17 protein-coding genes and 1 tRNA gene are annotated in these 19,876 nt (G+C 57.1%); 6 read left to right on the top strand and 12 right to left on the bottom strand.

The genetic code is table 11. The annotated features are described in order from the left end of the window. Window positions 1-6 precede the first annotated feature (6 nt). The 5 genes from P3B99_003215 to P3B99_003195 all read right to left on the bottom strand — a co-directional run bounded on the left by P3B99_003215 (window position 7) and on the right by P3B99_003195 (window position 10,105). Window positions 7-2,022: a sodium/solute symporter gene (locus tag P3B99_003215; GenBank protein WYJ08136.1), complete on the bottom strand. Its 2,016-nt coding sequence runs from the start codon at window positions 2,020-2,022 to the stop codon at window positions 7-9. Window positions 2,023-2,229: 207 nt separating this feature from the next. Next, window positions 2,230-2,994, bottom strand: coding sequence for a hypothetical protein (locus P3B99_003210; GenBank protein WYJ08135.1), 765 nt, complete (start codon window positions 2,992-2,994; stop codon window positions 2,230-2,232). Between the two features lie 7 nt (window positions 2,995-3,001). Next, window positions 3,002-8,818, bottom strand: coding sequence for a hypothetical protein (locus P3B99_003205; protein ID WYJ08134.1), 5,817 nt, complete (start codon window positions 8,816-8,818; stop codon window positions 3,002-3,004). Window positions 8,819-9,031: 213 nt separating this feature from the next. After that, window positions 9,032-9,475, bottom strand: a complete 444-nt coding sequence (locus P3B99_003200) for a hypothetical protein (protein ID WYJ08133.1) — start codon at window positions 9,473-9,475, stop codon at window positions 9,032-9,034. Window positions 9,476-9,481: 6 nt separating this feature from the next. Beyond that, a complete protein-coding gene (locus P3B99_003195; GenBank protein ID WYJ08132.1) occupies window positions 9,482-10,105 on the bottom strand; it encodes a sigma-70 family RNA polymerase sigma factor in 624 nt (207 codons plus the stop codon). Between the two features lie 132 nt (window positions 10,106-10,237). On the opposite strand from P3B99_003195, the gene P3B99_003190 reads away from it, so the two are divergent. From P3B99_003190 to P3B99_003170, 5 genes are all read left to right on the top strand, one after another. Further along, window positions 10,238-10,411 (top strand): hypothetical protein, encoded by a 174-nt coding sequence (locus P3B99_003190; protein WYJ08131.1) that lies wholly within the window; start codon window positions 10,238-10,240, stop codon window positions 10,409-10,411. Window positions 10,412-10,521: 110 nt separating this feature from the next. Continuing rightward, window positions 10,522-10,752: a L28 family ribosomal protein gene (locus tag P3B99_003185; GenBank protein ID WYJ08130.1), complete on the top strand. Its 231-nt coding sequence runs from the start codon at window positions 10,522-10,524 to the stop codon at window positions 10,750-10,752. A gap of 396 nt (window positions 10,753-11,148) precedes the next feature. Beyond that, entirely contained in the window at window positions 11,149-11,853 is a 705-nt protein-coding gene (locus P3B99_003180; protein ID WYJ08129.1) for a hypothetical protein, read from the top strand. A 198-nt stretch (window positions 11,854-12,051) separates the two neighbouring features. Further along, window positions 12,052-12,288 carry a hypothetical protein gene (locus P3B99_003175; protein ID WYJ08128.1) on the top strand — a complete coding sequence of 79 codons (237 nt, stop codon included), beginning with the start codon at window positions 12,052-12,054 and terminating at the stop codon, window positions 12,286-12,288. Continuing rightward, on the top strand, window positions 12,249-12,491 hold the full coding sequence (locus tag P3B99_003170) for a GNAT family N-acetyltransferase (GenBank protein WYJ08127.1): 243 nt from the start codon (window positions 12,249-12,251) through the stop codon (window positions 12,489-12,491). The genes P3B99_003175 and P3B99_003170 overlap by 40 nt, the downstream gene beginning before the upstream one ends. 170 nt (window positions 12,492-12,661) lie before the next feature. Here the strand turns inward: P3B99_003170 and P3B99_003165 are convergent. From P3B99_003165 to P3B99_003140, 6 genes are all read right to left on the bottom strand, one after another. Next, a tRNA-Pro gene (locus P3B99_003165) sits at window positions 12,662-12,735 on the bottom strand. A gap of 59 nt (window positions 12,736-12,794) precedes the next feature. Next, window positions 12,795-13,919, bottom strand: a complete 1,125-nt coding sequence (alr, locus tag P3B99_003160) for an alanine racemase (protein WYJ08126.1) — start codon at window positions 13,917-13,919, stop codon at window positions 12,795-12,797. Then, the gene (locus P3B99_003155) at window positions 13,895-14,521 is read right to left on the bottom strand and encodes a hypothetical protein (protein WYJ08125.1); all 627 of its coding nucleotides are present in this window, start codon (window positions 14,519-14,521) and stop codon (window positions 13,895-13,897) included. Before P3B99_003155 ends, alr begins: the two co-directional genes overlap by 25 nt. 1 nt (window position 14,522) lies before the next feature. Continuing rightward, the gene (gene rpoN, locus P3B99_003150) at window positions 14,523-15,890 is read right to left on the bottom strand and encodes an RNA polymerase factor sigma-54 (protein WYJ08124.1); all 1,368 of its coding nucleotides are present in this window, start codon (window positions 15,888-15,890) and stop codon (window positions 14,523-14,525) included. Window positions 15,891-16,244: 354 nt separating this feature from the next. Continuing rightward, window positions 16,245-17,192 carry a uracil-DNA glycosylase gene (locus P3B99_003145; GenBank protein ID WYJ08123.1) on the bottom strand — a complete coding sequence of 316 codons (948 nt, stop codon included), beginning with the start codon at window positions 17,190-17,192 and terminating at the stop codon, window positions 16,245-16,247. Beyond that, on the bottom strand, window positions 17,189-17,743 hold the full coding sequence (locus P3B99_003140; protein ID WYJ08122.1) for a flavoprotein: 555 nt from the start codon (window positions 17,741-17,743) through the stop codon (window positions 17,189-17,191). The genes P3B99_003145 and P3B99_003140 overlap by 4 nt, the downstream gene beginning before the upstream one ends. 45 nt (window positions 17,744-17,788) lie before the next feature. Here P3B99_003140 and P3B99_003135 point away from each other — a divergent pair, with 45 nt between their 5' ends. Beyond that, a complete protein-coding gene (locus tag P3B99_003135) occupies window positions 17,789-18,514 on the top strand; it encodes an RsmE family RNA methyltransferase (protein ID WYJ08121.1) in 726 nt (241 codons plus the stop codon). Here the strand turns inward: P3B99_003135 and P3B99_003130 are convergent. After that, entirely contained in the window at window positions 18,511-19,875 is a 1,365-nt protein-coding gene (locus P3B99_003130) for a trypsin-like peptidase domain-containing protein (protein WYJ08120.1), read from the bottom strand. The two genes, P3B99_003135 and P3B99_003130, sit on opposite strands and share 4 nt — an antisense overlap. Window position 19,876: the final 1 nt, after the last annotated feature.

Here is a 19,876-nt window from a genome sequence, read left to right as displayed (position 1 = left end):
ATTTCCCTACATTTGCGGTGCGTGGAGGAAGAGCCCCGAGAACGCGACGTAGAGCGCAACGCACGTCACGAGAATCGCGATTCCCGAAATCTTTGCGCCCCTCGACGACGACAGGTCCATGGTTGTGTTTTCGGGCATTACGATATCCTGTTTAAGCGGCTTTACGAGCGTGAGCAGAGCCATGATGCCGAGCGATACCGCGAACGTAATCGCCATTCTGTTGAGGAACGCGATGTCGCCGCAGAAGAGTTTGAGCAGGCCGTAGACCACGGGGCTTGTTATGATGCCGATTGCGCCCGCGAAGCGCGGGGCCCTGCGCGAGAACATGCCGAAGATGAACACCGCCAAAATGCCCGGCGAGAGGAAGCCCTGAAATTCCTGAATGTACACGAACACCGTTCCGAGGTTCGGGTTTGCGAGCACGGGGGCTACGAGGCAGCCGATGACCGCGAAAATCAGCACCGAAAGCCTGCCGACGAGCACTTGGTTTTTGTCGCTCGCGTTTTTGTTGAGGAATTTCTTGTAGATGTCGATTGTGAAAATCGTGGACGCCGCGTTGAGCATTGCCGCAAGCGAGCTTACGACCGCGCCGAGGAGTGCGGCGAAAATGAAGCCTTTGAGACCGAAGCCCGCGGGGAGCACCTTTGTGATGAGCAGCCCGAAAGCGGAGTCGTACTTGTAGCCGTAGAAGGTTTTTTTCGTCGACATGGGGTCGTCGAAGTTCGCCGAGTTGCGCGCATTCCATGCGTCGACGAGAGCCTTTGCGCCGTTTTCGTTTGCCTTCGCCCAGCCCTTGTCGTAGACGAACTGCGTGAGGTAAACGGTGCCGTCGGCCTTTGCGCGGGCGTATTCGTCGTGGAGGGCGTTCATTTCGTGCTCCGAGAAAATCGGGTGCTTTGCGCCCTTTTTCTGCTCGTACGAGAACGTTTCTACCGCAAGGCGGGGGTCGTATTTTTTGTTGTTTTGGTCGAGCCAGTCGAAGTACACAACGGAGTACGCCTTGGCGTTTTCCGTCGCGATTTTCTTGTCCATCTGAGCCGCGTGCGCCTGGTCGTCGGAATAGAGGTTGAACGCCATGATTCCGGGGATTACGATGATGAACGGAATTATGAGTTTAAGCCCCGCCGCAAGCATGATGCCCTTTTGGCCTTCCGCAAGGCTCGACGCGCCGAGCGTGCGCTGAATGATGTACTGGTTGAAGCCCCAGTAGTAGAAATTGGGAATCCACAGGCCGATGATGAGGGCAGTCCACGGAATTTCGGAGTGGTCTGCGGGCATGAACATTGTTAGTTTGTCGTAGTTGAGCGATACGAATTTTTCGATGATGCCCGCGTCTTTGAGGGAGTCGAGAGCCTGCGGCGTGAACGTAGCCGTCGTTGCGATTTCCGCCGCGGGCTTTGCCGCGAACGCGTCGAAGGCGAAGTACGCAATCAGCATGCCGCCTACGATGAGAGCCGTGCCCTGCAAAAGGTCGGCCCACGCGCACGCCTTCAAGCCGCCCGCGCAGACGTACACCGCCGCGATAATCCCGATGCCCCAGCACGCGACTTCGAGGTCGAGCGCAAAGGGGAGGTCTGCGGAGTGTCCGAACACCGTGTCGGCGACCGTCGCGCCCGAATAGATGACCGCCGTCACGTTCACTAGCACGAGCACAATCACCATCATGAACGACATCACCGAGCGCGAGAGCGCGTCGAACCTGAATTCGAGGAACTGCGGCACCGTGTAGATTCCGCTTTTGAGGAATTTGGGCAGGAACAGGAACGCCACGAAGACGAGCGTGATTGCCGCCATCCATTCGTAGCTTGCGATTGCCAGCCCCGAAATGCCCGCCGCGCTTCCGCTCATGCCCACGAACTGTTCCGTGGAGATGTTTGCGGCAATGAGTGAAATGCCGATGAGCCACCAAGTGAGTCCGCGCCCCGCAAGGAAGTAGTCTTCGCTGCCGCCTTCTCCGCGGCTTTTATACAATCCGACGAAAACGACCGCCGCGATGAACGCAATAAATACTGCGATATCCAATATAGTGTTGAAGTTCATAATTGCAAAAGAATGAAATAATCGGTTTGTTTTGTCCACATTTTTTGAGGCGCGGTGCGCGAATTTTTCACCGCATTTTGGGAATGTTTGAGCATGTGCGGACTTTTGTTAGAAATCCTCCCGCCGTTTGCGGTTCGGGCGCGTTTTGCCTCCGCGCGGGAAAATTTGCGCGCTGTGCCCGCCGCGGTTTTAGAGCGTGAGCACAAGCACCGTGAATTTCGGCGACGCCCTGTTTACGGGGTCGTAGAGAAGCACCACGCACCGCGCGTCTTTTGGGGTTGACACATTGTTGTGGTAGACGGGCTTCCATTTGCGGTCAACCATTCTCGCAATCTGGATTTCAACCGAAGTGTCCCCCTTCTGCTTGGGCTTGAAGATTGCGTTCGCGCCCGATCCGAGCAGTTTCGGCTCTTTGCCGACCATCAGCGCGACCCTGTGCGAGGTCATGTTGATTACGGCGATTTTCTCTTTGGGGAGGGTTTTCGGCGAGACGTTGATTGGGTAGAATACCACCGAGCGTCCCGTTTTGAACATCATCGCGAAGAGTTCGTCTATTCCGAGGGGGATTGTCATGCGGCAGGCTTCGCGGTAGTTGTACTGCGTGCCGTCTTCCGTGGCGACCGCTTCGCGCTTGTAGAAGACCATCGTGCGCGGTCCTTTGTAGTGTATCGCGTTCGACATCGAACCCGACGACACTTTCAAAACCTTGTAGGCGTCTCCCGATTTATACCAAAGGTCGAAGTTTTGGTCTTTCGAGGCGCGGACGGTCGAGACGCCGCCGCCGATATTGGGAATCGTCATTGCGTTTGAGTATGCCCATTTGAAGATTTTGATTGTAACGTCGACGCTTTCCTCCTGCGTTTTCTGTTCCGTCTGTTGTTGTGGCTGCCGTTCCTGCTGCGCGCACAAAATCGACGCGCACAGAAACACGAGTGTTGCGAGTTTCCTTAGCATTGTTGTGTTAGATTTCCTTTTCGTTCAGCCAGCGGAAGGAGACGATTTTGAAGCGTCTGCCGAGTTCCTTGTTGAGGTCGTTGAGCTCGTCTACGTGCGTGTTGAAGTTGCGCTGGTCGTTGACTTTTTCCTGATAGCCGATTTCGTGTTCGCGGCCGCTGATTCTCCACGGTTCCTGATTTTGCGATTCAGAGTCGAAATATTCTGGCATGCGCTGCACGAGCATTTCGCACCACGCCTTGCCTTCGACCGCTCCCGAAACGGGGTTGCGGACTTCGCCGTATGCGCGGATTTTGAACGTGTCGGAACGCACCGTCAGGAACGAGCCGAGGCGCGCAAGCAAATCCTGCTGCATGAGGTACGCGGGCGCGCCCGTCGCCTGCGGGCCGATAGCTCCGCGCCAGTTTTCCCAAATCTTCTTCACGTCCTGATAGTCCTTACAGTTGTTGTCGTACTGCAAAGCCTCCGACATGTTGCGGTTGTTGTCTATCGAGATGATGAAGTCTTTGTCGGTGTGGAACGGGTAGTTGATTGAAGTCGAGTCTATCGCCGCTTGCAAGACGCCCTTCTGCGCGTGCGAGACGCGGTATGTAATTTGGTCGTCGTATTCCTTTTCGAGGTTTTTGCGGTCGTCGAGCTTTGAGGGCAGGGGAACTTTGCCGTTGCCGAGGTATTCCTCCGTGTAGCGTTGTTCCGCCGAGAGGTCGGGAACGACTCTGTTGACGAAGTGCGACATCGAATAGAACGGGCCTCTGTCCTTGACGTGTTCTACAATCGCCACGGCAAGCTCTTCAATTTCCTCCGCGCTCAAAGCCCTGAACCCTTGGAACGCGGTGTCCTCTTCGGTAATCGACGAAGACGAGGTGAATTCCTTTGCCGAGTAGGGCGCCTGCCAGCGGTGGAACGCTGCGGCGTCGGACTGCTCCAGCTTGAGGCTCTTGCCCTGATAGTCGCGGATTTCCTGCCCGTAGTAGGTTGAGAGCACCGCCTTCCACGCGTCCACGCTTGTGGAGTTCACGTTGAACGCTCCGTTTACCCAGAACTTTGAGGCGTTTTCCTCGAATTGCTCCTTGTTTGAGTCTGAGGTAAGGTCTCTGAGCGAGAGGTAGTCGTCGCGTTCTACTGCGTAGCGGATACGCGGGTTCTGCGGGTAGGCGTACTCTTGGTCGATAGTGTTCTTCGATTCGTCCTTGCGGTAGGGGAGGGTCGAGAAGAAGTATTCGTCCCAGAGGGCGTCGTTGAGCTGCCACGAGATGTCGTAGAGCACTCCGCGGTCTTCGTAGTACGCCGATTCCCTCTTGCCGTCGAACTTACCGGAGCGCGACACCGAGTTGTTGTCGTCGTTTCTGTCCCAAACCGCGCTTGCGCCGTCGAGCCAGGTTACATGGTAGGCGCGTTCGGGCGAGATTCGGGCGGGGCAGAGCGAGTTGCCAATCGCGAGCGTCGGGTACTGCGATTCGTTTGTCTGCAATCCGTAGGAGCGTTGGAACTGGTCGCTGTTTACGAGGTTCGCGTAGTATCCGCTTACAGTGTCTTCGTAGAGCCACGTCGTGCCCTGGTATTTGCCGATGCCGAACGAAAGCCCCGCGCCCGCGAGGTTTGCGGGGTTGGATACAACTTCCGTCTTTCTGAGGACGTGGATAACGGGGGCTTGGTACGTGCCCAATTCCTCTTTCAGGCCTATTCTTACGTGTCCGTCGGCGACGCCCACGAGCGAGTTGCCGACGTAGGTCATGCCGTCCTTCGTTCCGTAAGCCTGATTGAGCGACTGCATTGTCTTTGTCAGGCGGGAAATCGTGTTGTAGAGCGTTTTCTTTTCGCCCGAAATCGGGATTTCCCTGCCCGACCAGTCTCCGTAGTAGCCCGTCGCGTGAATGTTGGAGTTCACGAAGGGGCGGACGTTGAAGAACGGTTCGTGCCCAGCCGAGCTGTTGGCGTAGGGCTGCGCGAAAATCAGGCCGTAGGGCACGCGGCCGGTGGTGTCGTTGATTGACGCGTAGAGCTGTCGGGCGTAGTTGTAGTTTGTGCTGTTAATGGAGAGGTCTTTGTTGTGCCTGATTGCCTGCGGGAGCGTGTCGCCAAGTCCTTCGGTGTCCATGCAGATTTCCGTTGCGTCGACCGACGGAATGTACTGCGCCGACGAGTTGTACATGCGGCAGTTGTCGTGGTTTTTCCAGTAGTTTGCCGAGTGTCTGCGGGGGTTGAGCGTGAGCCAGTTGATGTAGAATCGGGCGCGGTGGATAGGTTCTGTCGCTACCGTCGAGCCTGCGCCCAACTTTGATTCGTCGTTGCCGGGCGCGTTGGTCGAGAACGGCGTTCCGAAGCCGAGCAGCTGTTTCAGCGCGCCGTCAACCGTCTGGTTGCCGCCGCCGTTTACGCCGTCCGAGTACCACGCGCCGTTCGAGTTCGTGTCGGTATTGCGGTACGCGGCTAGGAACAGCGACCTTCCGTTGTCCATGCGCGCCTCTCCAGGGCAGTGGTAGTTTGTATATACGTAGTAGTTTTGCGCCTCGCCCGACTGCGTTTTCTGACCGTACGCGCCGATTGACGGGTCGGGGAAGCTGGGCTGTTTGAAGCAGAAGAAGCGGAAGCCGCGCATGTGCATGAGCGACGGCCCCATAATCTGCAAGCCCGCCGCGTAGTCCCTGCCTGTGTTTTTTGCGTTTGTGGGGCAGAACTTTGCGAATTCGAAACCTTCGCGCTTCCAAATCCAGATGTCGAGGTTCAGGCGGACATATTCAAGCTGGTGTCTGTGAATCGGATTCCAGTATTTTGCGTTCGTGTTCGGCGGATTCGAGGAGCAGTCCGACGGGCGGGTGTAGTCGAGGTTGTAAGAGGAAATCGCGTAGCCGAGCGGCGTCATGTTGAATGCCGCTCCCAGCATTTTGTGGGTTTCCATGCCCGACATTTCCTTGCGCGGGTAGACGCCTTCGATGTCCTGCATGTCTATATACAGGTTGTTGATATTCGTCTCCATGTTCGCGCCGTTCACGTCCTTGATGTTGCACGCGGCGATGAGGTCTAGGTCGAAGAGAACGTATTTGCCGAGCCTGTCTCTGTACTGCCAGTCGGTGTCGTTGTCGTACTTCGCGGCGTGCTCGGCTTCTGGGTGGGGAATATCCACATAGAAGCAGCCGCCGAGAACGCCGCCGTTGTCGAGTCCGTACATCATGGCGTCGCGCTCTTCGTAAAGGCTCTTTGTTGCGTTTTCTTCGAGTACGCCGTTCGGGCCGTCCTTGTCCTGGTCGGAAGAGCTGCCCTTGTTCTTCGGGTTGCCGACGTAGCTTATGATTTTCTTCATGGAAAAAATCTTCGCCTTGCCGGGTTCGATTCCCTTTGCGTCGTAGGCCATAAAGCGCAGGTTTGCGTCGTCGGTGTTGCCGTCGCTGGCGGTGTAGATTTTGCTCGCGTTTTCGGGGTTGCGGGCGTCGATACTGCGCTGTGCGAAGAACAGGTAGCCTTCGGCGGCGTCGGGGTCTTTTAGGATAGAGTTAAAGTACGAACCGTGCGTTACCGCGTAGATTATGCTGTTGAGATAGAGCGGGATTCTCGCAACCCGCGCGGCGTAGCGGTTTCTTCCCGCCGTCGCCCTTTCCGAGGCAAGCTCGCTCGACGGGACTATGTTGCCGTCCGCCACGATGTCTTTCCAGTGCCTCCACTTGAAAGTTTCCGAGACGTTGATGTCGGTGGGCGCGATTGCGTTTTTTATGTCCGCCTGCGAAAGCATGTTCTGCTTTATGCCGTAGCCCAACGGAAACGCGGGAACGTCCGTATTTCCGTATCTGAAACCTTCGAAGAACGCCGTGTAGCGCGACATAAGCCACTTAATCGGGTAGTCGTTGTTCGAGGTCGGGTTGATGTTGTTGACGATTGTGCCGCTGTCGGTCTGTTCGTTTCTTCCCCAGACCGTGCCGCGCCTGAACGGAAGCATGAACTGGCGGAGCGATTTTTTGTCGGGGTCGGCGCGGGTGATTTCGTCGCTCATCGAGGGGATAATTTCCGTGCGGAGGTCTCTCAGGCACTGGAAGTACTGCCCCGTTTCGTAGCCGATTGCAAACCTGAACGCGCCCGTGGGGTGTCTGAACTGCCCCCACACGCGGATTGCGTAGTATGTGTCGCCCTTGATTTTCGTATCGTACGGATTGTAGAGAATCAGCAGCGGCATGATGTGCAGACGCAGGCCGTACTTCTGTCCGCCGTAGTTTACAAAAGTGGGAACGTAGAACACTTGGAAGCGTTTTACAACGGGTTTGAGTCCGTATCGGTCGTCCGTCTGAACGCGGGCGTCGAGCGTTTCGCGGTCGGCGAGGTCTTCGGTTCTCGTATTATAATAGGAGCGGAGCTGGTCCCAAAGAGGGCCGCCGGGGTCTTTCCAAATGTATTTGTCGTCGAACATGTCCGCCATCAGCCGGATAGTCGAGAGCGATTCTGCGTCGGCTGTGTTTTCGTGCCCGTACATCTGCGGGCCGAAGATGTGCCCCGTGCCCCTGAGCTTTCTGTCGGGCTCGCCCGATTTGTTCGGGTTGTGGTGGTATCTGTATACGTTGTCCTTTACGAGCGGGTATGCCGTCGTTTTGAAGTCGAAGCCCGCCACGCCGTAGGGGCGTTCGAAATATTCGGGCGCGTTGTTGTTGTCTTTGTCGAGCAGCTCTTCGTCTTCGTTGCCGAAGTCCTTGCGGGTAAGACCGAGGGAAAGGTCCTTCTTCAAACCGCCATCGCGCACGTTTACGAGTATGCCCTTTGTGTTGAAGCTTGCGCTGTGGAAGAACACCCTCGAAAGCAGTGTGTTGTCGGGCAGCGAGCCCGAGCGGAAAATGTCGAGCTGTTTGATGTCGTCGAGGTTGCGGATACGCGCCATCGAGCTTTGGTCGTCGCCGTCGCGGAAGTCGAGGTCGAACGCCTTTGTTCCCGCCTTGCCGCCCATGCCCGATACCGTCAGGCCGTGAATGCCCGAGTAGAACGGCAAGCTCTGTATTCTGTAATTGATGCGGTTTGCGTGCTCGAACATGTCCTCCGTTGCGACCGCGTTGAGCGACGCCTTTTGCCCTTCGTCGGCTACCCACCACGCAATGCGCGTTTCCTTGCCGTCGCTGATTTTTTCGCCCGTGATGGGGTTGGGGTCTACGTCGAGGGTAACAAGCGGCGCAAGAACGTCGCGGTCGGAGCGTGGCGCGCCGTATTCGTCGGAGTACGAGCCTGCGCTGACTGCGCGTACGTATTTGCCGTCGTCGAGCTTCGATGTCGGGCGGTATCTCACCACGGAATAGTCCGTGCTTTCCTTTTCCCTGATTTTATTGCCCGACACAAGCCAAGTGAGCGCGCGTTCGACCGTGTTTGTGATATAGTCCGACCGCGCCTGCTGGCGGAGCTGCCTTTCGGGCGAGTAGCCCCTGCGCGAGTCCCACACGCCGACCCAGTAGCGGTTTTGCGAAATCGCGGCGTCGTCTATTTTCTCCGCCTCGTCGCGGTCGATGTTCATCGGCGCGCTCCACCACTCGAACTTCTTGTCGTTGTCAAGCTCCGTAATCGGCGACGCCACGGTGTCGTCGAACATCATTGCGTGTGCGGTTATTCGCTGGTCGGGGCCGAGCGCGCTCTGCACGCGGCTCATTGCCTGATACGCCGCGAATTTGGCGGCCTGTTTGGCCTTAAAGTCGTTCATGCTCTGGCGGCTGAGTCTCATCTGCATCTGGACCATCGTCGCGAGGGTCACGATAAGCAGAACCATAAAGCCCATCAGCGCAAGCGAAAGCACGAGCGCGAAAGCCTTTCTTTCCGAAAGCTTTTTTTGAACGGGGGGGGTAGAAATAAAAGTTTTCTTCATACTCTATGGAAACGCTATTGACGGCGCGTTTTCAACGCAAGCAAATTTTGCGCCGTTTTTTCCGTTTTTACCGACATTTTCCGCCCGTCCCGCGTTCCGTTTATCCCGCCGATTTTCCGTCTTTTGCGGGAAATTTTCTACACCGCGTACAACAAAGGCGCAAATGCGGCTTTCACTCCGCAACTTGCGCCCCGTGTTTGAAACCCCGTTTGCCTATCGGGCGAGGTCTATGAATTCCTCCTGTATGACGAGCGCGGCTATCCCGCTTATTTCCTCGTCGATAAGCGACATTTCTGCGAAGTCGTCGGCGGTGATTACCCCGCGCGGCATAGTGGCGTCGGCTGTCGCCGAAAACACCGCGACCGCCGCGCATGCCGCCGCCGCCAGCGCGGAGGCGCACGAGAGTATCGAGTTGCGCACCCTGCGCGACGCCCCCGCCTTTGCGACCGCCGCCATGATTTTGTCGGTCGCGTTCGGGAAGGCGGCAAGCCGCTCCAAGAGCGCGTCTATCCGCCCGTCGGCGAGCTTTTCCTCCGCCGAAATTTTCCGCGCCGCCGCCATCACGCTTTCCGTGAAAGAGTCGGGCAGGGCGGGGGTGTCGGCGGCGAGGAGCGCGTCGATTTTCTCGTCGGGCGTTTTGGGCTTTTCAATATCCATTGTTTTTTACTCCGAATTTTTCAGGACTTCCCGCAGCGCGTTTCTCGCGCGGTGAATCCACGTTTTTACCGATTGCACGTTGGCTTTCATTGCCTCAGCAATCTCTTCGTATGAAAGTTGCTGCTGTTTGAGAAGCAGAATTGCGGTGCGCTGGTTTTCGGGTAGGTCTTCGACCGCCGCATAGAAAATCTCCTCCAGCTCCGACACGGGCGTCGAGCGGGCGTCTTCCGCGGGGAAGTCCAGGTCGGCGGGGTCTGTGGCGTCGGAGGGGCGTCTTACCCTCTTGCGGTGCTCCGAAATCAGCACGTTCCGCGCTATGCGGAAAAGGTATGTGGAAAACTTCGCCTTTCGGGCGTCTCCGCCGGCGTACTCGGCGTAGCTTTCGCGGGCGCGGTAGAGGTTGAGGAACGTCTGCTGGGTCATGTCCTCCGCCGCGTGCATATCGGAGCACGAGCGGTAGAAGTAGTTCGCCAGCGGCCTCTGCCACTTCTCGACGAGCATTCTGAACGCATGCTCCGAGCCGTCCGCCGCCTGAATCATCAGAGCCGCATCGCCGTCGCCTGCCGCCGCGCTTTCCGTCGCGCCTTGAATGAATGTCGGGCTTGTCTGCACTGTACGTTTTTCCTTCATAGTGTCGAACGCCTTTCCCCCAAAAAAGTTTCGCTTTGAAAAAAAATAAAAAAAAAGCTGGAACGCCAGCAAAAAACAGTTAAATTCAGCCGTTTTAATTTTTTAAACAACGCAAATTCGAAAGACAAAACTATGAGCGGACTCATTCAATGGACATCGAAAGCCAAGCGCAAGCCTGGTAAAAAGAGCGCGGGCGCAAAGCCCAACGCACGCAGACAGAGGCTCCTTGCCTCCCGCAAGCGCAAGGTGCGCGCAAGCGCGGCTAAGGCGGCGAGAAAACTCGCCAATGCCGACCTCGGCAAATAACGCATACGCCGCCGAATTTGCCCTGCGCCTAAAAAAAGGCTTGCAATGCGGATTCGCGCGGCTAAGGTGCTTTATTTCAAAATTTCAACATCTATAAGATTTTTTCTATCATGGCAAGAGTATGTTCAGTAACAGGCAAGCGTCCCGTTAAAGGTCGCAGAATCATTCACAAAGGTCAAAGCAAAAAGAGCGGCGGTATCGGTTTGCAGCTCGTCAAGCAGACAAAGCGCACATTCAAGCCCAATGTGCAGCGCATTCGCGTTCGCATGGCAAACGGCGCAGTCAAGCGCGAATGGGTCAGCGTAAAAGCCATCAAGGCGGGTCTCGTCGAAAAGGCGTAGTTTCCCACCCTACCAACAGGTTGCTTCACGCACACAATAGAATATCCCGCAATTTAATTGCGCGCGAAACACTCTCGGAATCCTCATCGGAGCACTCTCCGTCGGGGATTTTTTTGTCTGGCAACACAACGGCGGCGTTTATTCTCGGCGTAGCTTCGGCGGAAACTCGGCTTTCCTCGCGCGGCTTCGGACATTTTTTGCATTGCCCATGCAGACATTCTTCCGAACGCCGCATTTTGAGCCTGTTCGCGTATTTTTCCGAAAGCGCGGCGGGATTTTGCCGATAGTTTGAGATGAGAGCCGCATTGAAATTTTGCCCGAAAGCGCAAAGCAATAGAATTTAGGGAAGCCCCGTCGGGGGATTCCGACAAAAAATAAAAGCAGATAGGAAATAAAATGGAAATCTTCGTGGGCAATCTGCCCTTCGATATTACCGAACAGGAAATTAGGGACAAGTTTGCCGAATGCGGAGCGGTCTCGAACGTAAAAATGCTCATGGATAAATTTTCGGGCAGATTCAGGGGAATCGCCTTTGTGTCCATGGACGACGAGCAGCAGGCGCAGGCGGCGATAGAAACCCTCGACGGCGCGGAACTCGGCGGCAGGCCCATGAAAGTGGACAGAAGCAGGGAGCGCACGGAACGCTTTAACGGCTTCGGCGGCGGCTTCCGCCCACGCAATTCGGGACGCTTCGACAACCGCCGCCGCGAAGATTCCGACACCCGCCAATCGGGCGAATTTAGGCGCGACGGCGGGAATTTCCGCCAGAACTCCGACGGCGAATACCGTCCGAGAGGCGGCTTCCGCCCGCGCGGAAACTTCCGTTCGGGAGACGGCTACCGCCCGCGCGAGGGAGGCTTCAAACCCCGCGGCGAAGGCTTCCGTCCCCGCTCCGACGACGGCTTCGGCGGCGAAGGCGAGTACCGCCCGCGCAAATTTGGCAACGACGGCTATCGCCCGAAAGGCGATTTCAACCGCGGCGGCAAATTCGGCGACAAATCCTACCGCCCGAAAAGCGGCTTCCGCCCGCGCGACAACTTCCGCCAACGCGACGACGACGAAGGCGGACGCTTCCGCTCGCGCGATTTTTCAGAAGAATAACATTTCTGCAAATTTAATGTAATTTGACAAAACGTGCCGAATTTTTGCTTTTCGGTGCGTTTTTTTATGCTGATATTAATCCATTACGGCAATATTTGACGCGTAAAATCAACCTTTGCGGCTTGAATGTGTTAAAAAATATCCGCCGATAATCGGCAATCCGCCCGCGACTTTGCGGCAAATCGGGAAATAAACTAAATGGGAATAAGGGAACAGACCGCGCGAACGCAGGAGCTAGTCGACAGGCTCGCCAACATTTGGCGGAAGTCCGTCTCCGCAACGCATACATTTCTGACGCCGCGCGAAATAGACGCAATAGAACCCGAAGTCCGCGCAGGGCTGAACGCCGTCGAAAACCTCGCGCTCGCATCCGACGAAAGCGGCGCGGTTTGCGGATGGGCGTCGAGAACCGCCGCTTGGAAATGCTGTTTGTAGAGTCGTCGAAGAAGGGCAAAGGCGCGGGGCGCAAACTTGTCGAATACGGAATTGAAAAATACCGCATGGACAATTTGACAGTCAACGAACAGAACCCGCAAGCCGTGGGCTTTTACGAACACCTCGGCTTCAAGGCATATAAACGCTCCGCCCTCGACGAACAACACCGCCCGTACCCGCTGATTTATATGAAACTGCCTTAATTTACGCTCTGGATATTCGGCAAAACACGGAGCAAGCCGTGTGCGCGGGAAGCCGATTTTTCCGCTCATCACAAAGGTAGCTGAATGAATAAAAAGCGGCGGGCATGGGGCAATGCGCCGCAGGTGGGCGCAAAAAAACCGCAAACGAATTTGCGGTTTTTTGAAAAACGTCGGGCCGCCGAGGATCGAACTCGGGACCTCTTGCACCCCATGCAAGCGCGCTACCAGACTGCGCTACGGCCCGTTTTTTTATAAGCAAATCAATTTACCTTGGCGTTTGCGTTTGACAAGCTTTTTTTTCAATTAATATAGCATTTTGTAGAAACGCGCCACCCTCTTTGTAATTGATGTAAGCGCCTGCGCGGGGGTAATGCCCAGTCTGCCCGCGTATTCCTCAATCGGAATCGAAATTCCGCCGCTCTCTCCGACGATTATCGCCTCGTCGCCGACCTCGATTTCGTCGAAGTCGCTAACGTCAATCGCGGCTTGGTCCATCGAGACGCGCCCGATTACGGTTGCGCGTTTGCCCCTGATGATGACGTCCATCTTTTCGCTCGCGTTGCGCGGCACGCCGTCGCCGTAGCCCACCGAAAGCAGAGCCACGCGCGAGTCCTTTTTCAGAATGTACGTCCGCCCGTAGCCGACCGTTGCGCCCTTGGGCAGGTTCTTAATCTGGCTTACGGAGCTTCTGAACGTCAGCACATGTTCCGGTTCGAAGCCCTTTAAAATGGAGTTTTCCGACGGCTTCATGCCGAAGAGTACAAGCCCCGCCCGCAGCGCGCGGTCGAACGGCAGCGCGGAGACGTCGCAGACGTCGCTGTGGTGGACGAAAATTTTTGCGCCGAGGCTGTCGGTTTTCCTTTTCGCGTATTCGACGAAGTCGGCGTCGGGCATTGCGCCCTCCTGCGGAGCGCCCGTTCCCGTGCCGAGCAGGCAGAACGCTTCGAGTTTGAGCCGCTTCGATTCGAGCAGCGCGTCGAGCATTTTTTTTGCCTCTTCGGGCGACGGCACCGTTTCGCCGACGGTCGGCAGGCGCATGTGGACTGCGAGCGTCGCGCCGAGTTCCTCCGCCTTTTTTTCGAAGCGGGCGATTTCCTCGCAACTTACGAGCACGGGCGTGAGGGAGTTTTCGAAGTATTCGTCCTCCTCGCCGGGGAGCGACGACGACATCACCACGACCTTCCAGCCCGACCCGACCTCGCGGACTCTCGCGCCCTCGCTTACGTTTGTGACCGCGAACGCGTCCGCGCCGCTTAGCATGAGGCGCACGACGGCCGCCTCCACGCCGTAGCCGAACGCGTCGGCGGAGACGAGCGCAATGTACCCGCGCGATTTCGGCATGAAATATTTGAGTTTGCCGAGGTTTCGTTCGAGAGCGCACAAGTCTATGCGCACCGAGCACCTCAGATGTGTGCTTGACCCTTCCATTTTACATATTCCCTTTTAGAAAGCGGTTTTGCGTCGGGCGGCAGCTCGCATTTTTTTGCGAGTTCGGGGTGCTTTTTGAGCGTCTCGAAGAGCTGCCGCGGCGACGGGTCGAATTCCTCGAAATCGAAATCCGACTTGCGCTGGCGGAGCAGAAATTTTTTCTGCTTTGCGATTCCTTCCAGCCTTTCAAGCTCGACCTCCGCTTCAAGCTCCACGCCGCCGTTTGCGAAATTTACTATGTTTGCGAAGCCCCTGCGCGACGGCGCGACGAGCGAAAATTCCGCCGCCTCTCCGCCGTCGGCTATTGCGTGCGCGGCGGCAAGCATTGCGTCCCACTCGAAAATTTCGGCGTCGGAGAGCTTCGCGAGGGTAGACGCGAACGCGCTTGCGAAACGCGTGCCGAGCATAGACCCCGGCCCCGTGCAGATTGCGTACGCGCGGATTTTGCGCAGCTCTAAGGGGAGCGCAAGGGCGCACTGCGCCGCGCTTTCAATCGCCTGCCTGTCGGAGACGGTTTCGAAAATCTGCTCGCCGTTTTTTGCCAGCGACATTTTCACGCGCTCTCCGCACGCGTCGATAATAAGTGTTGTTTCTTCGAACATATCAGAAGCGTTTTCTCAAAGTTTTTGCGGGTATGCCGAGCTCCTCGCGGTATTTTGCGACGGTTCGGCGGGCGACGCTCACGCCGTCCTCCGCGAGCATTTCCGCGATTTTCGAGTCGCTCAGCGGCGCGCGCGGCGACTCCTCCGAAACGATTTTTCTTATCATGTTTTTCACCGACTCGCTCGAAAGCCCGCCTCCGTCAGCCGACTCGTATCCGCCGCTGAAAAAGAATTTGAGCGGCAGAAGCCCGTGCGGCGTCTGCGCGTATTTTTCCGAAATCGCGCGTCCGACCGTCGTCGCGTGCACGCCGATTTCGTCGGCGACGTCCTGCATTGTCATTGGTTTGAGGGCGTCCCTGCCGTTTTCGAAAAATCCGGACTGCCTTTCGAGTATCGCGCGCCCGATTTTGAGAATGGTTTTGCGCCGCAAATCCACGGCGTCCATGAGGAATTTTCCGTCGCGGATTTTCTCCTTGATGTACGCGCGTTCCTCCGGTCGGACGCGCTCGTCGGCGGCGAGCTTGCGGTAGTCGGGGTTTATGCGCAGGCGCGGCGAGGCGTATTTTGCCTCGTCCACATGCCAAACGCCGTCGTCGTCGCGGTAGAAGACAAGCTCCGGCACTATGAATTTTTCGTCCTCGGCGGCGTACTCCGACGCAGGCGACGTGTGGAGCTTCGCGATTTCGCCGATTGCCCTTTCAACGTCGGCGGGCGAGCGGTTTTCAAGCTCGGCAATTTCCTCCACCTTGCGTTTCAGAAGAAGGTCGAACCTGTCGGCGAGAATCCTGTACGCGAGCGAGTTCTCCATGCCCTTGTGTTCGAGCTGCAACATGAGAGAGTCGCGCATGTCGAACGCGCCGATTCCCGACGGCTCGGAGTCGCGCAGAAGGTCGAGGGCGGCGTTGATTGTCTTTTCGTCGAAGCCCGCCGCGCGGGCGTTGTCGAGGGCGTCGGGCAGCAGAAATCCGCGCTCGTCAAGCGAGCCGGCGAGGTTTTCGAAAGCCTTTGCGATTTCGGGCGTCGCGGCATCGAGTTTCGCCTCCGTGAGAAGGTGCTCTTGGAGGGAGGTTTTGTCGGGTAGGGAGTTTAGGACAAAGTCGCGCGTTTTCTGCTCTTTTTCGGTGTCGGAGGATTGCGCTGGAGCGCCGAAATCGTCGTCGTCAAAATCAGCCGATTCGCCGAGCGTCTGCGGACGCTCGAAGTCGTCGGGGGGAATCTCCTCCAAGAGGGGATTTTTTTTCAGCTCGACCGCGACGATTTTCTCCAAATCAAGCGACGCCGCTTGGAGAATTTCCAAGCTGCGTTTGAGTTGCGGAGTCAGGATAAGCGATTGCTCCTGCCTCTGAATCTGTCCGAATTCCGCCGACATTTTCAGCTATTAATTTCAACATTTTTAGCCGCCCATAACAAGTAGAAAATTTCGACGTTCGGCGTCGGAGTTTTTAGCCGCCCCGAATTGTTTTAACATGCATAGCGTCGCGATTATGAGCGTCGGAATAAACAAGTCTCTTGTGGAGTTGCAGAGAACGGTCAAGGCGGTAAATTTGTCGTGCTGAAATACGAGCTGGGCAACGTCATTGTGCTTGTAGGCGACAAGCTTTATTCGATAAAGGAAAGCAGTTTGTCGGAGGGCAGCCGCCTGAAAATCCAGCCGTTTAAGATTCGGTAGCGCAAAAGAAAAATGCCCCGTTTCGGCGGGGCATTTTTTTCGCCTGTGCGTTGTCTATTCCTTGGGCAGGAAGTAGCCGCGCTGTTTTTCCGAAATCGGGATTCCCGTGCGCTCCATTACCGCCATCATGTCTTCCCACACAAGCCTCTTCATCTGCGCTGACGCGTATTGAAGCAGGAACGACGGGTGGTAGGTCACCATCAGGTCGGCGTCGCCGAACTTCTGCCACTGCCCGCGGATTTTACCCATGCGGCGGGTCGGGTCGAAGCCCAGCAGCCCGTTTGCGGCGGTCAGCCCGAGCGCGACCACAACCTGCGGCTTCACCACGTCAATTTGCGCTTTCAGGTAGGGCAGGCAGTAGTTCATTTCCTCTTCGGTCGGCGGGCGGTTGCCCTTGGGCGTTTCGGGACGCCAGTTCATGATGTTGCCGATGTATGCGTCCTGCCGAGAAAGCCCCATTGCGGCGATGATTTTTGTAAGAAGCTGTCCAGCCTTGCCGACGAAAGGTTCGCCCTGAATTTCTTCGTCCGCCCCGGGTGCTTCGCCGCAGAAGAAAATTTTTGCGTCGAGGTTTCCGACTCCGAAGACGATTTTCTTTTGCGGGCGCAGGTGTTCGGCGCAAACTTTGTCCGACAGCACAATTTCCCTCAGCGCCTCCCAGCGCATCTGTTTGTCGCCTTCGGGCAGCTCGAATTTTTTCGGCGCGGGTATTGGCTTGATGTCGGGCATGGGGTTTGTTTTCACTACTTTTATCCTTTTTTGCGTTTCCTGTTTCTTTTCCTCTTTTACGAAATCTTCGGCAGAGACGAATTTGACTTCCTCGATATTGTCCACAAATTCCTCTTCGTCGGGCTTGCGCTGCGGGGCGTCGTCGTCGGGCGCAAGCTCGGCGGCGAGGCGTTTCAGGATTGCCAGAGATTCGTCGCTTACGGGCGCAAATTCCGCGCCCTCGGCGGCGCAGCGGCGGAACTCGTCGGAGAGTGTCTCGAAAATTTCCCTCATCTTGAAAGTATTTCCGCCGCCTTTTCGACGATTTTCCCGACCTCCGCAAGGCGTCCCGCGCCCTCGCGTCCGCACGCGAGCATTCCCGTTTCGGGTTCGACGAATTCGACGCCGCGCTTTTTGAGTATTTCGATGTTTTCGGCGACGGCGGGGTGCGCGTACATGTCGCAGTTCATTGCGGGGGCTACGAGCACCGGCGCGCGCGTTGCAAGGTAGATTGTGGAGAGCATGTCGGGAGCGAGCCCGCGGGCGAAGTTCCCGATTGTGTTTGCAGTCGCTGGGGCTACGAGCAGCAGGTCGGCGGCTTCGGCGAGCGAAATGTGTTCGGGCTTCCAGTCGGAAATTTCCTCCCACATCGAGACGTATGTTTTGTTGCGCGAAAGCGTCTGGAAGATGCGCGGCGACATTAGTTTTGCCGCGTTTTCCGTCATGACGACATGCACGTCCGCGCCCGATTTCGCGAGCCGCGACACGATTTCCGCCGCCTTGTAGACCGCAATCGAGCTGCATACGCCTACCACCGCCGTTTTGCCTTTGAGTCCATTTTGCATAAAAAAAATTTTTACAAAACGCGCAAAAAGTGCAAGCTGTAAATTATGGCAGGTTTCAGGGCATATTTCGATTTCGGCGGCGGAGTTCCGCGCGTCGCCGCGCTTTCGCCCGACGAAAGCAGGCATCTTTGCGGCTCGCTCCGCGCGAGGGCGGGGGACGCCGTCGATTTGTTCGACTTGGCGGGGAACGTCAGGCACTGTACGCTCGTTTCGCCGAGCCAAAAACGCGCCGAGCTTGAAGTGGGCGAAGCCGTCGAAGTGCCCGCGCCCGAACCGCGCGTGTATCTCGCCCAGAGCCTGCCGAAGGGGAAGACTTTCGACGACATTGTGAGGCAGTCCGTGGAGGTCGGCGCGGCGGGTGTGTTCCCGCTTCTTTCCGAGCGCACTCAGGTGAAAATTTCGGACTCCGAGCGCAAGTCGGCAAAGTGGACGGCGCATGTTGTCGAGGCGGTCAAGCAGTCGGGCAACTTCGTGAAATTCGAGATGCCCGAACCGCGCAAAATTTCCGACTTCCTCTCCTCCGCCGACTTCGACTTGAAGATTGTCGCGAGCCTCGAAGACGGCTCGAAGCCGATTGCCGAAATTCTCCGCGCCGCCCCGCGCCCGAAGAGCGTCTGCGTTCTTGTCGGTCCGGAGGGCGATTTGTCTCCCGCCGAATACGCGCTTGCCCGCGGGGCGGGTTTTCTGCCCGCAACGCTTGGGCGCAACGTCATGAAGTGCGATACCGCCGCGCTTTTTGCGCTGTCGGCTGTTTCGGCGTTCTACGCCTAATTTTCTGGCGGCGCGAGAATGTGGAACGACAGCGCGCGGTCGCGCAGAATTTCCACGAGGATTTTTTTCGGCGACTTGCGGTAGCTTTCGTAGACCGCCCGCAGCTCCGCCTCTGTCGAGACTTTTTTTCTGTCAGCCGATACGATTATATCTCCCGCGCAGATGCCCGCCGCGTCAAACGGAAAGCCCTGCCTTACGCCCGCGACCATCAGCCGCGAGTCGGTATCAAGCTTCGATTCCCGCGCGTAGGGCTTGGTGATTTCGCGCATGCCCGCGCCCCATTTTTCGAGCGTGTACTCTTTGCCTATGCGGCTTTCGAGCTTTTCGGCTTTGAGGGTTTTAGAGAATTTTTTGCCGCCGCGCAGAAGCTCTAATTCTATCGTGCCGCCCGCGCGGACGTCGGCGATTTTCGCCATGATTGCGGGCATTTGTTCGGGAAAGCGGCCGTCGATGTCTTCGCCGTCTATTTTTAGCACTATGTCCCCCGCGAGAATCCCCGCGACGGCCGCAGGCGAGAGCGCGTCCACATTTTGTACAAGCACGCCGCGGTTCGTGTCTATTTCGAAAAATTCCTCCATGTCTTGCAGGGGCGCGAAGCCTATTCCGACGTATCCGCGCTCCACTTTCCCGTGCGCCGAGATTTCGTTTATCACTCGCCGCGCCACGTTCGACGGCACTGAGAAGCCGAGGTTGTTCGAGTTCGTGTACGCCCGCGTGTTTATGCCCACAATTTCGCCGTTCGGCCTCACTAGCGGGCCGCCGCTGTTTCCGGGGTTGATTGCCGCGTCGGTTTGAATCCACGAATTGAACGCGCCCGTTTCGTAGCCGCTGTTGAGAATCGTGCCCTCGAAGTACCTGTTTGTGTTCGATATTATCCCGCGCGTGATTGTCCGCGCAAAGCCGTGCGGAGTGCCGACCGCGTAGACGACCTCGCCCGCGCGGAGCGTGTCGGAGTCTCCCAATTTTGCGACGGCGAACTTCGGGTTTTTGCGTTTTAGCTCGTCGGGGTCGAGCCTGATTACCGCCAAGTCCGTCCAGTGGTCCCACCCGACGAACTCCGCGCGCACGCGTTCGAGGTTCGCGAGGGTCACCACGATTTTCGACGCGTAGCAGTTGACGACGTGCGCATTCGTGAGAATCGTGCCGTCCTCCGACATTATCGCGCCGGAGCCTACCGCGCGGTTCGTCCTGCTTCCGCCGTCCTTTTGCGACACCTCCCAGACATCGATTTTCACGACGCTTTCGAGCAGGTTTTCGAAGCCCGCGGAGTTTGCGTCTCCACCCGACGCGCAAGAGGCGCAGAGCAGGGCGCACGCCGTCGGCAGCAGCGCGAAAAGCAGTGTTGCGGCTCGGCGGAACATT

It is taken from the genome of Opitutia bacterium KCR 482 (assembly GCA_029269845.2).
Classification (GTDB): Bacteria; Verrucomicrobiota; Verrucomicrobiia; order Opitutales; family Intestinicryptomonadaceae; genus Merdousia.
The sequence above is the reverse complement of the archived record's forward strand: the minus strand, read 5'-3'. Positions and strand labels throughout refer to the sequence as shown.

Bases quoted from the DNA above. Each gene is read 5' to 3' on its own strand.
- P3B99_003195 (WYJ08132.1), bottom strand. From the start codon at position 10,105: ATGAAGGAAAAACGTACAGTGCAGACAAGCCCGACATTCATTCAAGGC.
- P3B99_003140 (WYJ08122.1), bottom strand. From the start codon at position 17,743: ATGCAAAATGGACTCAAAGGCAAAACGGCGGTGGTAGGCGTATGCAGC.
- P3B99_003210 (WYJ08135.1), bottom strand. From the start codon at position 2,994: ATGCTAAGGAAACTCGCAACACTCGTGTTTCTGTGCGCGTCGATTTTG.
- P3B99_003170 (WYJ08127.1), top strand. From the start codon at position 12,249: ATGGGCGTCGAGAACCGCCGCTTGGAAATGCTGTTTGTAGAGTCGTCG.
- P3B99_003185 (WYJ08130.1), top strand. From the start codon at position 10,522: ATGGCAAGAGTATGTTCAGTAACAGGCAAGCGTCCCGTTAAAGGTCGC.
- P3B99_003175 (WYJ08128.1), top strand. From the start codon at position 12,052: ATGGGAATAAGGGAACAGACCGCGCGAACGCAGGAGCTAGTCGACAGG.
- P3B99_003180 (WYJ08129.1), top strand. From the start codon at position 11,149: ATGGAAATCTTCGTGGGCAATCTGCCCTTCGATATTACCGAACAGGAA.
- P3B99_003130 (WYJ08120.1), bottom strand. From the start codon at position 19,875: ATGTTCCGCCGAGCCGCAACACTGCTTTTCGCGCTGCTGCCGACGGCG.
- P3B99_003205 (WYJ08134.1), bottom strand. From the start codon at position 8,818: ATGAAGAAAACTTTTATTTCTACCCCCCCCGTTCAAAAAAAGCTTTCG.
- P3B99_003155 (WYJ08125.1), bottom strand. From the start codon at position 14,521: ATGTTCGAAGAAACAACACTTATTATCGACGCGTGCGGAGAGCGCGTG.
- P3B99_003135 (WYJ08121.1), top strand. From the start codon at position 17,789: ATGGCAGGTTTCAGGGCATATTTCGATTTCGGCGGCGGAGTTCCGCGC.
- alr (WYJ08126.1), bottom strand. From the start codon at position 13,919: ATGGAAGGGTCAAGCACACATCTGAGGTGCTCGGTGCGCATAGACTTG.
- P3B99_003145 (WYJ08123.1), bottom strand. From the start codon at position 17,192: ATGAGGGAAATTTTCGAGACACTCTCCGACGAGTTCCGCCGCTGCGCC.
- P3B99_003200 (WYJ08133.1), bottom strand. From the start codon at position 9,475: ATGGATATTGAAAAGCCCAAAACGCCCGACGAGAAAATCGACGCGCTC.
- rpoN (WYJ08124.1), bottom strand. From the start codon at position 15,890: ATGTCGGCGGAATTCGGACAGATTCAGAGGCAGGAGCAATCGCTTATC.
- P3B99_003190 (WYJ08131.1), top strand. From the start codon at position 10,238: ATGAGCGGACTCATTCAATGGACATCGAAAGCCAAGCGCAAGCCTGGT.